8 protein-coding genes are annotated in these 15,488 nt (G+C 44.3%); 3 read left to right on the forward strand and 5 right to left on the reverse strand.

Features of this window, described 5'->3' with window-relative positions:
- The first annotated feature begins 248 nt into the window (after nucleotides 1–248).
- The gene (locus QUB70_RS04675; protein WP_332978641.1) at nucleotides 249–893 is read left to right on the forward strand and encodes a retropepsin-like aspartic protease family protein; all 645 of its coding nucleotides are present in this window, start codon (nucleotides 249–251) and stop codon (nucleotides 891–893) included.
- Nucleotides 894–1,172: 279 nt separating this feature from the next.
- On the opposite strand, the gene trpD is transcribed toward QUB70_RS04675, so the two are convergent.
- A complete protein-coding gene (gene trpD, locus QUB70_RS04680; protein WP_332978642.1) occupies nucleotides 1,173–2,288 on the reverse strand; it encodes an anthranilate phosphoribosyltransferase in 1,116 nt (371 codons plus the stop codon).
- A gap of 624 nt (nucleotides 2,289–2,912) precedes the next feature.
- Here trpD and QUB70_RS04685 point away from each other — a divergent pair.
- Nucleotides 2,913–3,170: a hypothetical protein gene (locus tag QUB70_RS04685; protein WP_332978644.1), complete on the forward strand. Its 258-nt coding sequence runs from the start codon at nucleotides 2,913–2,915 to the stop codon at nucleotides 3,168–3,170.
- 53 nt (nucleotides 3,171–3,223) lie between these two features.
- Entirely contained in the window at nucleotides 3,224–6,211 is a 2,988-nt protein-coding gene (locus tag QUB70_RS04690; RefSeq protein WP_332978646.1) for a PAS domain-containing sensor histidine kinase, read from the forward strand.
- Between the two features lie 168 nt (nucleotides 6,212–6,379).
- On the opposite strand, the gene QUB70_RS04695 is transcribed toward QUB70_RS04690, so the two are convergent.
- The 4 genes from QUB70_RS04695 to QUB70_RS04710 all read right to left on the reverse strand — a co-directional run bounded on the left by QUB70_RS04695 (nucleotide 6,380) and on the right by QUB70_RS04710 (nucleotide 15,321).
- Nucleotides 6,380–6,556: a hypothetical protein gene (locus QUB70_RS04695; protein ID WP_332978648.1), complete on the reverse strand. Its 177-nt coding sequence runs from the start codon at nucleotides 6,554–6,556 to the stop codon at nucleotides 6,380–6,382.
- On the reverse strand, nucleotides 6,550–8,316 hold the full coding sequence (locus tag QUB70_RS04700) for an adenylate/guanylate cyclase domain-containing protein (protein WP_332978650.1): 1,767 nt from the start codon (nucleotides 8,314–8,316) through the stop codon (nucleotides 6,550–6,552). The genes QUB70_RS04695 and QUB70_RS04700 overlap by 7 nt, the downstream gene beginning before the upstream one ends.
- Complete coding sequence (locus QUB70_RS04705; RefSeq protein WP_332978652.1) at nucleotides 8,313–8,708, reverse strand: response regulator; 396 nt, start codon at nucleotides 8,706–8,708, stop codon at nucleotides 8,313–8,315. The genes QUB70_RS04700 and QUB70_RS04705 overlap by 4 nt, the downstream gene beginning before the upstream one ends.
- A 589-nt stretch (nucleotides 8,709–9,297) precedes the next feature.
- A complete protein-coding gene (locus QUB70_RS04710) occupies nucleotides 9,298–15,321 on the reverse strand; it encodes an ATP-binding sensor histidine kinase (RefSeq protein ID WP_332978653.1) in 6,024 nt (2,007 codons plus the stop codon).
- Nucleotides 15,322–15,488: the final 167 nt, after the last annotated feature.

Here is a 15,488-nt window from a genome sequence, read left to right on the forward strand (position 1 = left end):
GGCATCCTCGAATTACTGTCGTGTGGTTTAATTCTTATCACTGCCAGGGATTTGATGCTAGTCGGCAATATACAGATATTATTTTAATTTGTGCAATGCCAGTTTCTGCCGATCGACAACAACCAGCCCCCGCCTCTATCTGGCGCTCGGTCAAACTAAAGTAACACCTCTGGGCGATCGCCACAGCTAAATCTCTACCGATCGGCAGTTGTCGCTGTTACGATCGAGCTACAGCGTTTTACTAAACTATGCCTAGCAAATCTCAAAAGCCTTTACTCTCAAACTTATACAAGCATCTACTGAACGCTCAAAACCTGCGCCAACCTTTACTGTTTTTAACAGCGGTTATTTCTCTGAGCAGTTCAATTTTAGTAGGGACTGTTGCCAACTCCTCCCGAGCTGCGGCTCAAGAAAGCGAGGGATGCTTCATGCGTAGTTCCTCCGGGCGCACCCTCAACCTCAGCCAATCAGTCTGCGGTTTTCTCCCCAAAGAATCGACTCCCGCCACTTCGCCCGCTGCCAAGTCTGGAGTATTTCAGGCAAAAATTAAACGCAGAGAGGCTAATATCCCGGTCATAGAAGTCACGTTTAACGGCAAACAAAAGTTCGAGATGATGGTAGATTCTGGAGCCAGCGGCACAGTAATTACACCAGCAATGGCTAAAGCCTTGGGCGTTGTTCTCCAGGGAACAGTGCAAGCACAAACTCCCAACGGAGTGGCTACTTTTCCCCTCGGTCGTTTGACTTCTATTGAAGCTGGGGGTCTGGCGGTTCAAAATGTAGTTGTTGCCATCTCGCCATCCCTAGATATCGGACTGTTGGGTCACGACTTTTTTGGTAATAAAGACATAACGATTAAGCAAGATGTGATTGAATTTCGATCGCGCTCTTAAAAAAAACGCAGAAGGAAGAGGGAAGAAGTAAAGAAAAATTGAAAATTCAATAATTAGACCTCTTGCAAAAATAACTAGGACGGGCAAGATGCCCGTCCCACAAAATTTTTTTTCTTGTGGAATGGGCCGGAGAGCCCGTTCCAGAATTTGATTAAAAGGATTTTTGCAAGAGGTCTATTTTTCTTGTTGGTTAGTTAAAACAAAAAACTCCTTCTTCCTTCTTCCTTCTTCCATCCGTTACATCCATTACAAAATCCGTTGCCGAACTTCCTTCTTCCTTCATTTCAAAAACTCAATCAACTGCTGCAACTTCACCCAAGATTCGCCGCTCAATAAAATCTCCTTAGCCAAACAAACCCCTGCTGCGTGAGAACCCATAGGAATTGCGCCTCCCACCTGAAAAGCCAAAGACGCATTCAAAGCTACAACATCCATTTGTGCTGGCGTACCTTTGCCTTGCAAAACGTTCCGCAAAATCTCGGCGTTTTCCTCAACATTTCCGCCTTTTAACGAGCCGATCGCACTTGGTGTCAATCCTACCTTTTGGGGGTCTAAAGTAGTGAGTTCCACTTTGCCATCCGACAAAACCGCCAAATCAGTCACATCTCCCAAACCCGCCTCATCCAATTTTTCTCTGCCGTGAACCACTACAGCTAACTCAGTCCCCAACTCGCCCAAAGCTTGCGCCATAGTTGATACCAGACTAGGATCGAACACCCCGATTACCTGCCCTGTAGGGCGCATAGGATTGACAAGGGGCCCTAAAAGGTTAAAAACAGTCCGCACCTTCAAAGTGCGCCGGAGCGACGCTACAGCCTTAAGTGCAGGATGCCACCCAGGCGCAAATAAAAAGGTGATGCCTACTTCGTCTACTGCGGCTCTTACCTTCGCGGGATCGGCGTTGAGGTTGACTCCGAGTGCTTCCAACACGTCAGCAGAACCCACTTTGCTTGAGGCCGATCGATTTCCGTGTTTCGCGACTCGAACTTGGCCTGCGGCGGTCACAAAAGCTACAGCAGTGGAAATGTTAAACGTCGAAGCGCCGTCGCCGCCGGTGCCGCAAGTATCAATTAATTTAAGATTCGAGATTGAGGATTTGGGATTGAAAACACTCTCGGACTCGCCTGCAAGCGACTGAGAATGCAATACCTGAGCCATTCCTGCCAATTCTTGGGCCCAGATGCCTTTGGCTTGGAGGGCCGCTAAAATTGCTCCTGAGAGGACGGGGGGAATAGCTTCTGCTAGCCATCCCTGCATCAAGTCGCAGGCTTGGGCGCGCGAGAGAGATTGTCTGTCTAACAGTTGTTGCAGCAGGGCCGGCCACAGAGGAGAATCCGCCGTCTGGGTTGAAGCAGGAGATAACTCTGGCGTTGCTAGTAGAGGGGAGTCTGTCATTTATTAGTTCGTTCTAGTCAAATTTAGCCCGATCGAGCTTTTGGGCCAAACCGAGAATCGATCGGGATTTTACCAGACTTGCCGACCAAATTTTGCGTACCTGCACCCAGATTTTTGCTCAACTGCCAGCACCGCGACAGAATTTGCTCGCCCGCAGCAGCCGAATATGAATTTTTTGATACAACAATTACCCTCTTGTTGTGGCAACTTTACAGATAAACCCCAGATAGGACAACTGCCAGCAGTCTGCTGTATTATCTATCAGCAAGAATACTTAACAGTGACTCAGAGCACCCAAAGACCGATAAAAGTTTCCGACAGGAGTTGGGGAGACCCAAAAATTTTAGACACTAGGGAGAGCCCCAGATTCATCTGTGGAGTCAATTCTTTCAATCTAAAATCTCAAATCTCAAATCGACTGACAGCAGGGACAGCGAGCGTTTAGCTCGTCCAGGCGGGTTAGTTGCTTCGGGTAAGAGTCGATCGAACTCTCACCCAAAGCCTAAAAATAGACTCTTGCAGTTTTAGAAGTTGCTGCCTTTTATTGTAACAACAGCCTTGCCACTAACTTATTTCAGGGTATTCAACTGCTAATATCTTCAGGGAGATTGCAAGGAGCGGGTTTTGCTCGAACATCTGCACCGCAGGCCGATCGATCGATTTGCCAATGCGATCGTGACAGCCAGTCAAGCATCAAAGAAAGACAGACCGGATAAACTAAACTTTCATCAGCAGCAACTAACAACTAACAAGCCCGTAGGACAGATGAATAAACACACTTGTGTCATTGCAACCGGACACCAAGCAACCGCAAAGCTTTCTGCTGCTTGGTGTCTGGCTGCGGCACAGCATTCTTCTGCCTCATTAGCGGCTCAAATTTAATAGATGCTCGATCAAAAATATTCAACTCACATACGAGAGCAGGGTATTCACAAGTGGGAAATCAAAAATTAGAAAATAAAGCGATAGAATGCCTGAATGTCGCGGAGGCACTGCACAAAATGGAAGCAAAATATTACAGTATGTTTGAAAATGCTGTGTCGGGCATTTTTCAAACAACCCAATCCGGTCGCTACCTCAGCGCTAACCCAGCCTTGGCTCGCATCTACGGATATAATTCCGCCGAAGAATTAATGGGCTGTCTGACTGATATCAGCGATCAGCTTTACGTCAACCCCGATCGGCGCGATCAGTTTATTTGTGCTTTGCAAGAACAAGGCGTCGTGTCGGATTTTGAGTCGCAAATTTATCGCCGAGACGGAACAATAATTTGGATCGCTGAAAATGCGCGGGCGGTCTGCGATGAAGGGGGGAAATTACTCTACTACGAAGGTTTTGTAGAAGATATCACCCAGCGCAAGCAGGCAGAATCGGGACTTCGAGAAAGCGAAGAACGCCTGCGCTTAATAATTGAAGGCGTTAAGGATTACGCTATATTCATGTTAGATCCTGATGGGTATGTAGCTAGCTGGAATTCTGGTGCCGAACGCATTTTGGGATACAGAGCTCATGAAATAGTCGGAAATAATTCAGAGTGTTTTTTCACGAAAGAAGATATTGAAATCGGCAAGCCCCAAGAAAAATTAATCAGGGCGGTGGCAGAAGGTCGATACGAAAATGAAGGCTGGCGGTTTCGCAAAGACGGCTCGCGATTTTGGGCGAATATTATTGTTACTCCTTTGCGCGATGAAAAAGGAGAGTTGCAGGGCTTTTCTCAAGTAATGCAGGACATTACCAAGCAAAAGCAAGCAGCCGAGGAAAAAATGCAGTTGATTGCTTCTTTGCAAGCCTCAGAAAAAAAGTTTCGCAGTTTGTACGAATCGACGACAGACGCGGTAATGCTGCTAGACGAACAGGTTTTTTTGGATTGCAATCCGGCTACTTTAAAGTTATTTGGATGCAGCACTGAATCAGAGTTTTGCGGCAAGCATCCTTCAAAATTTAGCCCGCCGCTGCAACCAAACGGACAAGATTCTATGAGTCTGTTTCAAGAGCAAATTGGTACGGCTCTAGAAATGGGAAATTGCCGCTTTGACTTGCTGCAATGCCGTTTGGACGGTTTCGAGTTTCCGGCGGAAGTGGTGCTAACTTCTATGGATATCGGCGGCAAAATGGGGCTGCAAGCCGTGGTACGCGATATCACTTATCGGGTGCAGGCTGAGGAAGCCCTGAAGCAGGCTAATGAAATATTAGAATGCCGGGTTAAAGAGCGGACAAGTCAGTTGGAAGCAGCTATTAAACAGTTAAGTTTGTCGGAGGAAAAGTTTTCTAAGGCTTTTCGATCGAGTCCCGATCCGATGACTATTACTACTTTTGTTCAGGGGCGGTTTCTTGAGGCTAACGACAGTTTTTTGTCGGCGCTCGGTTACTTTAGGGAGGAGGTAATCGGTCATACAGTACCGGAATTAAATATTTGGGTAAAGCCGCAAGACCGATTTGATTTCAGGCAAAATTTGCAGGAACAAGGTGTTGTTCGCAGTCAGGAATGTGAGTTTCGGATGAAGTCGGGATCGGTGGTGGTGTGTTTGCTGTCAGCGGAGTTGATTAATTTGGACGGCGAACTCTGTATGCTGGCGGTGATGACGGATATTACCGATCGCAAGCACGCCGAAGAAGCCCTGCGGGAAAGCCAGCGGGCATTGTCAACGCTGATGAGCAATTTGCCGGGGATGGCCTACCGTTTTCGCAACGATGCCGATCGCAGTATGGAGTTTGTCAGCGAAGGTTGCTATCAGTTAGCCGGCTATTCTCCTGAAGAATTTATCGGCACTCGGCAAGTTTCTATCTCGGAATTGACTCACCCGGACGATCGCGATAATTTGTGGAATGCCGTGCAAGTTGCCTTGCAAGAAAACCGACCCTATCAGCTAAATTACCGCATTACTTCTAAAAACGGCGAATTAAAATGGGTTTGGGAGCAAGGTTTGGGAGTGTTTTCCGACTCGGGAGAATTGATAGCTTTGGAAGGGTTAATTACTGATGTTTCCGAGCAGAAACGCAGTGAAGAAGCTTTGCTGCGATCGCAAACAGAGTTAACCCAACAAAAACTTCAGCTCGAAAATACTTTGCACGAATTGCAGCAAACTCAAGCATTATTAATTCACACTGAAAAAATGTCTACACTCGGTCAAATGGTGGCCGGTGTCGCTCACGAAATAAACAATCCTGTTAATAGCGTCTGCGGCAATCTCGTTCACGTCGGTCACTACACGGAAGATTTGCTGAATTTGATCGATATGTACCAGCAGCACTGCCCCCATCCGCCGGCGCCAATTCAAGATAAAATTGAGGATATCGAGCTAGAGTTTCTGCTAGAAGATTTGCCGAAAGCGATGTCCTCGATGCAGGTTGGGGCCGATCGCATTCGGGAAATTGTGCGCTCGCTCAGAAATTTCTCCCGCAAAGACGATTCTCAAATGAGCAAGGTTAACCTGCACGAAGGGATTGAAGGAACGCTGCTGATCCTGCAAAGTCGTTTGAGAGCGCGCGGCAGCTATCCAGAAATTACCGTAATTAAAGACTATGGAAATTTGCCTTTGGTTGAGTGTTATGCCGGGAAAGTCAATCAGGTATTTATGAATTTGATCGGAAATGCGATCGACGCGATCGAGGAATACAACGAAGGGCGTTCAGTTGACGAAGCCACAGCTAACCGCAGCAAAATTAAAATTAGGACAGAAGTCCAAAACTCCAATGCTGTAATTCGGATTTCTGACAACGGCTCCGGTATGCCAGAAGAAGTTTCCCAGCAGTTGTTCGAGGCCTTTTTTACCACCAAACCCGCCGGCAAAGGCACCGGTTTAGGCCTGTCAATTTCCTACAAAGTTATCCAAGAACACGGCGGCAAACTGAGCTGCGTGTCTGCACCGGGCCAAGGAGCCGAGTTTATCATCGAAATGCCGATCGAACAAATTAGTCAGTAGTTATTAGTCAGTAGTCAGCAGTCAGTAGTCAGCAGTCAGTAGTTATTAGTCAGTAGTCAGCAGTCAGTAGTCAGCAGTCAGTAGTCAGTAGTCAGCAGTCAGTAGTCAGTAGTCAGTAGTCAGTAGTCAGTAGTCAGTAGTCAGTAGTTACTGATTATTGGGAGATATTCAAAACAAATAACAAATAACAACTGCCAACCACCAACTGCCAACCACCAACTGCCAACCACCAACTGCCAACCACCAACCACCAACTGCCAACTGCCAACCACCAACTGCCAACTGCCAACTGCCAACCACCAACTGCCAACCACCAACTGCCAACTGCCAACTAACTACTAACACCTATCCAAATAAATTCCCGCCACCTTATCCCCCGGATTTTGCCGCAAACAATCCGCAAAAAATACCGCAGCTTCCCTAAAACTCTTCATATTGTACAAAGACAAAGCCTCAGTAAACACCTGCAAAGTAGCCAACTTTCCCGCTTTAACTTCCGGCAAATCCGCATCAAAAACTTCATAAACAGTCACCCATTCAGACTTACCCTTAACCTGAACCTTATCAATTACTCTAACTGCATAATCAGCAGGATTTTTCAAGCGATCGAAAGTCTGCTGAGTAATTAACAGCGACACCCCGTAATTTTTCGTCAAATTTTCAATCCGAGAAGCCAAATTAACCGCATCGCTAATCACAGTACCGTCCATCCGGCTTTTTCCGCCCACTATACCCAGCATCAAAGAACCAGTATTAATTCCCACCCCAATCTGAACCGGCGCATCGCCCACAGAAGCGCGATGTCGATTGTATTCAGCAAGAGTATGCAGCATGGCAATTCCCGCTTTCACAGCATCATCCGCCCCCTCGCTAAACAAAGCCATAATTGCATCGCCAATATATTTATCAATAAACCCCTTATTTTCCACAATCAGCGGTTCCATTCGACTCAGATAAGAATTGATAAATTTAAAATTTTCTTCCGGTGTCATCTGTTCCGAAAGAGTAGTGAAATCGCGGATGTCAGAAAACAAAACCGACATTTCCAACTCCACCGCTTCTCCCAATTTAATATCAACAATACTGTCACATCCCAAAAAAGCTAAAAACTCATTGGGTACAAAGCGACTTGTCGCCTCCGCAATTTCTAATTCTGCATCCAGTGAAATTTCCAAATTGCAATTAACCTCAAAAAGATCCTCAATGAACTTTTTGCGCTCGGCCTCAGCTTCTTTGCGTTCCGTGATATCTTGAAGAGTGTTGATAGCATAAACAATATTGCCTTGTCGATCGTAGATTGGAGTAGCGAAAATTTCTATGGGAATAATCTTGTCGCCTTGATGGATTTCAGCATCGTCAGCGGTAGCACTTTCCCCCTTCAACGCGCGCACGATGGGCAAATTCTCGACAGGATACTCTCGATTTGTGCCTGCTTGATAGACTTGATAAACCTCTGACAATTGCTCGGAACTCGTATCCGGCACAACTCCTTTACCAAATATCTCTTGTGCTTTCCGATTGATGTAGTAAAGTTTGCCGTCCGCATCCAGCACACCCACACCAATCGGCATTGCTTCCAAAAACTGTGTCAAGCGATTTTCGTTTTCATGGAGTTTGGTAATCAGTACCGCTTGCTCGTAGTTTAACTGTGCCAACTCCTGATTCATTTGCTGGAGTTGGGTGTTTTGTTCGGTCAGTTTTTTATCTTGAATATAACTATTTAGCGCTTCTCTAACCGTCAATTTCAAATCTTCAGCTTGCCAAGGTTTTGTAATATAACGATATAAGTTTGCCGAGTTGATAGCATGGGCGATCGCCCCAATATCTGCTTGTCCTGTCAGCATAATTTTTATAGTTTTAGGCGAAATGAGATGAGCCTGTTTTAACAGCTCATCTCCCTTCATCTCAGGCATAATGTGGTCGGAAATAATTAAAGGAATTTCATCTCCATCATCTAGCAATTCTTCAATTAACTCTAATGCCTCTTCTCCACCTTCAGCAATTTCGATTATATAATCATTGCCGACAGCCTCTTGCAGTTCTGCTTTGAGGCTCCTGAGTACAGTTCTCTCATCATCGACACAGATAATTACCTGTTGGCTCATAGTTTAGATAAACCAGATTTAATAGTTTCCAGCAAATCGGCTTCCGACCAAGGTTTAGATAAGCAGCGATGGAGGTTAGCCTGTTTGTTGGCTCGGTCAATTGCTACTTCATCAGCTTGACCTGTCAGCATAATTTTAATAACATGGGGGTATTTTTTGTGAATGCGAATCAGCAACTCATCTCCCTTAATACCGGGCATCAACCAATCCGAAATAATCACAACAACGCTAATTTCATCGTCATTTAGTTCACTAATTAACTCGAAAGCCTCCTCAGCATCTTCGGCTCCTTCATAGGTGTAAGTATTCCCAAATTCTGCTGCTAGCTGCGTCCTGAGACTGTCTAACACCATTCTCTCATCGTCAACGCACAAAATAACTGGTTTAGACATCTATTTTTTCTCCTTTTTAATTGTCATTAGTAGCAAAAGTAGTCAAGTGTATTAGTAGACCCCATCTTATCTTAAGATGTCACAAGCCAGCCGATCGCCAAATCCTCTCCCCCTCCCAGTCGCCGAAACCAAGAAATCTATATGCGTAGCAGCTTAGCTGAGCATAACGCATCGTACTGCTGTTTTACATCGATTTCCGGTGGAATCGAAGTTATTGGCGTCAAAACGCTTTAACTTTTGACATCCTCCCGATCGGGTAAATTGCAGGTTGGGTGGAACCAAGTAATACCATTTTAGATTTTAGATTTTAGATTTTAGATTTTAGATTGGGGATGACTGATTCAATATGGGTTGGGAGCACGGGCCTACAGTTGCATTCTTTTTTTTACTTGTATAAAACCAGACCTACTTACTAAGTTATATCGTTTGCGAGATCCTTGACCGAAAGCATCCAGGATACAAGCCCCCGGATTCATCCGTGGAGAAATAAAAAATCTGTATCCGAGAAACTTGCCCCCCGAATTTATCCGTGGGGTCAATGCTTCAATTCTAAAATCTAAAATCTAAAATCTAAAATCGATTGACCTGCTTATAGGCCGCTCATGGGCAGGAAAACATTAAATGTGGTTTGACCCGGAATTGATTCCACTTCAATTTTTCCCTGATGTTTGTCAACAATCTTCTTCACAATATCTAGTCCCAATCCGCTGCCTTCTCCTGCCGGCTTAGTAGTAAAAAATGGCTCAAATATTTTCGCTTTTATCTCTTCTGGTATCCCCTGACCGCTGTCGCTAATGCTAATCTTAGCCTGGTAATCTTGAGCAGTTAACTCAATTGTTAGCGTGCCTCGATAACCCATTGCTTGCAAAGCATTGTGAATTAAATTAGTCCAAACTTGATTTAATTCGTCGGGATAGCACAGTATCGGCGGGATTTCGGCATAGTTTTTGATGACCTTAACTCCCTGTTTAAGTAGATTTTGATAGAGGGTTAAGATTGTTTCAATGCCTTCTGTAATGCTGGCTACTGTTTTTTCGCCCGACTGTTCGTAGCGGGCATAGGTTTTCAAGGCAAAAACTACTTTTGATGCTCTATCTGTGGCTGTGTTGATAGTAGCAATACCTCTTTTTAATTCGGAAAGTTTGTAGGCGATTTCTAAGAGGTGCAAGCTGTCTGCTCTTTGCAGCAGGGGAACAAAAGTGTCGATTTCATTATAAACCCCCATTATGACTAATCGATCGGCAACAGTATCGGCACTGTCAATCTCTGATTCTTGCAGTTGAGTCCTTAAAGCTCTCTTCAATTTGCGTTCTTCTTTGGTTGATAATGTTGCTTCTTGTTGGAGCGATCGCTGAAGTAATTCTAAGAAGTTCTGCCCTGCTTCTGGGGAGAGAGATTGAAAAAGTGCGGGCAACTGTTCTAGGGTTTGATTCAAGAATTTGGCAACATTTCCGGCTGAGGATCGAATCGCACCGAGGGGTGTGTTAACTTCGTGAGCAACTCCCGCCACAAGTTGTCCTAAAGCTGCCATTTTTTCTGATTGAATCAGTCCTTCTTGGGTGGCTTCCAGTTGTTGGAGAGCATCGCTTAGTTCCTGATTTTTGGAGTGCAAAGCTGATTCAGCTTGTTTGCGATCGCCAATTTCTCGCCAAACCGTGTGTAAAATTTCCTTACCATCTAAAGGAATTACAGTCAGCAATACTTCTACCCAAAAATCTTCTCCGTCGGTGCGCTGGTGCATCCATTCAAACCGATGGCTGCCTCGCGAGAAGGCTATGGCGGTGATTTCCTTGGCTTTCTCAAAAGAGTTTCTACCGTCGGGTTGAATCTCTGGGGAAAGTTGAGCCGGATGTAGGGAAAGAAGCTGTGTTTTGTCATTGCAGCGCATCATTTTTACCGTTGCGGGGTTGCAGTCGATAAAAGCGTCTCCATCTAACAGCAGAATAGCATCGCCAGATTGCTCGTAAAGTTGTCGAAAACGAGCTTCTGACTGCTGGAGTTCTTGGGTGCGTTCTTCGACTTTGGCTTCTAAGTTGGCATAGAGTTGGGCATTTTCGATCGAGATGGCTGCTTGGGAGGACAAGACTTTTAAGAGGGCTACCCTATCGGGAGTAAATGCACAGGCTACTAGGTTATTTTCTAGGTAAAGAATGCCGATCGTTTTTCCTTGATGTTGAATCGGCATACACAAAATCGACTTTGGTTGATGCTCGATGATATAAGAGTCAGCAGCAAATTTATTCTCAGCCGCAGCATCATTAATTACCAAGGTTTCTTGAGTGCGCCAGACATAGTTTATCTGGGCGATCGGAATTTCCGTAGAGTCAGCAACTAAAGTAGACTCTAGGCTGCACGTTTTACGGATCGAACAGCTAACAGCAACGAAGAGTAAATTTCCATCTTGCAAAATCAAACTACCTTTTTCTGCTCCCGCATTCTCAATCATCACTTGCATCAAAGTAGATAGCAAACTATCGAGGTTTATTTCTCCTGACATTGATATAGAGGCTTTAATTACTGTTGCCAAGTCCAGAATTCCTGACACGCCTGAACTGGTACTTGCAACACTTACAGTCATCATTTGGGCAATTGTCTCGCCTGTATTTAAGCTAGTTTTCTGATTAAAAATAGGCGCCAGTAATTGGGGATAGCGTTTTTCTAAATCTTCAACTTTTGCCTTGGCTCCCCACCGTGCATAGGCGTAGTAAGCATCAGTTAGGTAGAGTTGGGCAAATTTCTCTTTCCCCCAGCCGAGATAGCATTTGGCGGCGAGTTCGTTGGCGAGTGCTTCTTCGTTAATGTACTCGTTTTCTTTAGCTCCTTTGATGGCGCGATCGTACATTTCCATTGCCTCGAAATTTTCCCCTAAAACTCGATGCCGTTCAGCCTCTACGAGATAGAATTTATGCAGATAATTCATCGGAGCATGATTCGCCCATTTTTGCATTTTTTCCTGATTGGCAATTACAGTTTCGACAATTATTGGTTTTTCGGAAACTTTTACATCAGAATACACAGCCAACTTAGAGAGAGAATCGTAGGTATAAAAAATCGGCAACAATATCGAAGCTACTCCCGCATCTAAATACTGTTCTGCTGCGGCACAATACTCCACCGCTTCGCGGTAGCGATCGAAAAGATAACAAAGGATTAACTTATTTAAGTAAAAATAGTAACAAGCTATTCTGTAATTGTTAGCAATATGAAGCGGTAACATTTTAGCTTCATCACAAACTGAACCGATTAAATAGCAAGGATTCTCCGTCATTCCCAGCAAGTTTAATACAACTTGATGGTGAATTTGATGCAGTTGAAGAATGCTCTCCTGATTCATCTTTGTGAAGGCATCCCTGTAGGTTTGCATTTCTAGTTCAACCCTTGACAGTTCGGCAGAACCACTAAAGTACAAAAGGTAACAGTACCTTTGTGCTGAATAGCCAGCGTGTTCTAAATCTCCTGTTTCTAAACCGCTAAAGTAAGCAGATAACAGGGGTTTGAACGTTTCCTTAACATGATTTTTCCAATGCTTTGTAAAGTAAGTTGCTACAAATAGCGTCATAGCTTTGAAAGGCTTAGCATCGAGTTTTTCGAGCAGATTTAGTGCCAGTTCTCCAAATTGATAGCCCGATTCTAACTCTCCCATGACTCCGCAGAGAATCAGTCCATAATTAGCATAAGCATGAGTATGAGTTGGTGCATTGCCGTATTCAAGGGCTAACTGAATTTGTTTAAAAGTAATCAGCGGCAACAAAACTGGAGTTACCATGTAGGCAGCAGGACAGAGTTTTAACAATATCTGAGTCGCTGCCAGTTTTTGCGGGTCTGTCATGTCAGGCAAGTCAATTAAGTCCTGAATGCGTTTCCCCTGTAAAGTTAATTGCGTCTCTTCAAAAGCCGGGGTAATTTCTGTCGGTTCCGGATCTTTAGGTAGATATATCCCCAATAGTTCTAGAATGTCTAACCCAAAATTTAAAGATTGTTTGATTTGGTTCTGTGCTTTCAAAGCTTGAATTTTAACTTGATAAACTTGGATTTTATCTAAGATTGTATTTGCCTTTTGGATAACTATTTCTGTTAATCGCTCCATTTGCTCAAAATCGCCGTTCAGATACATCGCTTCTGCGGCTTCTTCATAGAGTTGCAAAGTCAGATTGTAATGGTTCTGCCAACACTCAATATCTAGGAGTTCTATACCTACAGTTAAATACTTTTGGGCCGTAGCATAAGCAGTTGAAGTTTTAGCTTTATGTCCGGCAATTAAATTCAACTGAGCGAGTTCGTCCCGTTCTATTTGATGGGTAATTAACTCTACCCCAATATTCAACTGGTTGACAATATCAAAAATCTTCTCTTCTTTTTCTGCTTCCGTAGGGGCGGTACCCCCGTGCCCGCCCTTCCTCAACAGCAGTTGCCCGATTTCGAGGTGAGTTGACTGTTTTTGGGATTCGGGAATCAGAAAATATGCTGCTTGTTGCACTCGATCGTGCAAAAATTTGTAGGGAACGGATAACTCACATACTTGGGGAATTTCAACTGATTCAGATTCCACAAAGAATTTGTATACTTCACTGATGGGAATAACTAATCCTTCTTGCAGTGCTGGCCACAAATTTGCTGCTGTTTCCGACTCGGATTTTTTAGAGACAACTGCCAGCGTTGCTAAGTCAAATTGATTGCCCACACAAGCTGCAAGTTTTAAAGCTTGCTGGGTATTTGCAGGCAACTTCTGCAACTGAATCGCCATAAACTCGACGACATCATCAGTCCAAGAAAGCGCCCTCAATTTGGCAATGTCGCACTGCCAATACCTGTTACTAAAATCAAATGAGATAAATCCTTCTGTTTGCAAAAAAATCAGAAATTTAGTTGCAAAAAAAGGATTGCCTTTGGTTTTGATAAAAATCAGTTCAGTCAAAGGCATTGCCCTTTCTATTGGACAAGAGAAGGTATCGGCAATCAGGCGATTTAGGGAAGGTCGATCTAGGGGTGTTAAAGTAATTTGATTTACTGTTGCCGAGTCTTTGCGAATCTCATCCAATGTCAGCATCAGTGGATGGGCGGGAAACACTTCGTTATCGCGATACGCTCCCATTAACAACAGATAGCGGGTATTGGTCTCGCTCATCAACAATTGCATTAGCTTCAATGAAGCTGAGTCTGCCCACTGCAAATCATCTAAGAAAATTACTAAAGGATGCTCTTTTGTCGCTAAGACTCGGATGAAATTTTGCAATAATAGATTGAAGCGATTTTGAGCGGCAGTTCCCTCTAGTTCTGGCACTTCTGGCTGCTTGCCAATTAGTCGTTCTAATTCTGGGATGACATCGATAATGACTCGAGCATTCTCACCCAACGCCTCTAATATTTTGACCTGCAATTTCTGCACCTCGGCAGCACTTTCGGTAAGTAATTGTCGGATTAAATTCTGGAATGCTTGCACCCATGCCCAGAAGGGTATATCGCGCTTAAATTGGTCGAATTTACCTTTAATGAAGTAACCCCGTTGGCGGACAATGGGTTTGTGAACTTCGTTGACGACGGCTGTTTTACCAATGCCGGAAAAGCCCGCCACCAGGATGATTTCGCAAGTGCCTTCGCTGACTCGATCGAATGCTTCTAGTAGCGCCTTAATTTCAGCTTCTCTGCCGTAGAGTTTTTCGGGAATCACGAAGCGATCGCAAATATCCCTATTCCCCAAGGCAAACTGGCCGATCTTCCCATTCTCTTGCCATTGCTGCCAGCATTTTTCTAAGTCGTACCGCAGTCCAAAAGCACTTTGATAGCGCGATTCTGGAGTTTTGGCTATCATTTTCATAATGATGTTATTCAACACCGCCGGGATAGCTGGAATCAGATCGATCGGGGGAGTTGGCATCCTAGCAATATGGCAGTGAACTAGCTCCATCGGATCGGTAGAGTTAAAGGGTAATTGCCCTGTTAGCAATTGGTAAAATGTGATTCCTAATGAATAAAAATCCGTGCGGTAGTCAATCCCTCGATTCATCCGTCCCGTCTGTTCTGGGGACATATAAGCTAGGGTTCCTTCTAAGAGGTTTGGATTTTGGATCTCCTGGTTTTCTCTGGGTAGAAGTGAGGAAATGCTGAAGTCAATTAATTTAACTTCTTTGGTTTTGGGGTTAATTAGAATATTCTCGGGCTTGATATCTTTGTGAATAATTCGGTTGTGATATAATCCTTCTATGGTTTGGACAATCTGAAGGGCGATCGGCAGAAATTCATCTAGCGGTAGGGGGGAAGTATGGGGGAAGGCAATCTCAGAATTACTCGATAGGATATTATCTAATTGCTCTGGGTTAGCAGTATACTCAGCAAGGGAAACACCGCCAATATCCTCCATTACCAGAGCAAAAGCATTGCGGTAGTTTAAGAGTGCAATGGGTTTGACAATTCCCGGCAGGTCAAGATTTTTGGTAATGGTGTACTGATTCCGAAACTGCACGAGTTCGCTAAAAGTGGGATACTCGCTCAATAGCAGTTTGATAATTACTTTTTGGTTTGACTCAGAAAGTCCTCGATAAACCTGTGTTTTAGAGCCATTATAGATTTGCTCGATCGGGCGATAGCTGGGAATTGTTAACATATTATCAGTCATGGTGCAAAGTTAAATAAAGATTTTATAGATGCTACCGGAGGCTGAAAATGATAATTTTGGGAAGAGACTAAGACACCTCTAAGCGAGCAACGGCTAAAAAAACAGAATACCCAGATACCCGACTTTTTTTAGAAGTCGGGTATCTAACAGCTATGGCATTTTACGTT

Source organism: Microcoleus sp. A003_D6 (assembly GCF_036702825.1).
Lineage (GTDB): Bacteria > Cyanobacteriota > Cyanobacteriia > Cyanobacteriales > Microcoleaceae > Microcoleus.

What these genes read in the sequence shown, in the direction of transcription:
- QUB70_RS04675 (WP_332978641.1), top strand. Translation starts at nt 249, where the DNA reads ATGCCTAGCAAATCTCAAAAGCCTTTACTCTCAAACTTATACAAGCAT.
- trpD (WP_332978642.1), bottom strand. Translation starts at nt 2,288, where the DNA reads ATGACAGACTCCCCTCTACTAGCAACGCCAGAGTTATCTCCTGCTTCA.
- QUB70_RS04700 (WP_332978650.1), bottom strand. Translation starts at nt 8,316, where the DNA reads ATGAGCCAACAGGTAATTATCTGTGTCGATGATGAGAGAACTGTACTC.
- QUB70_RS04705 (WP_332978652.1), bottom strand. Translation starts at nt 8,708, where the DNA reads ATGTCTAAACCAGTTATTTTGTGCGTTGACGATGAGAGAATGGTGTTA.
- QUB70_RS04710 (WP_332978653.1), bottom strand. Translation starts at nt 15,321, where the DNA reads ATGACTGATAATATGTTAACAATTCCCAGCTATCGCCCGATCGAGCAA.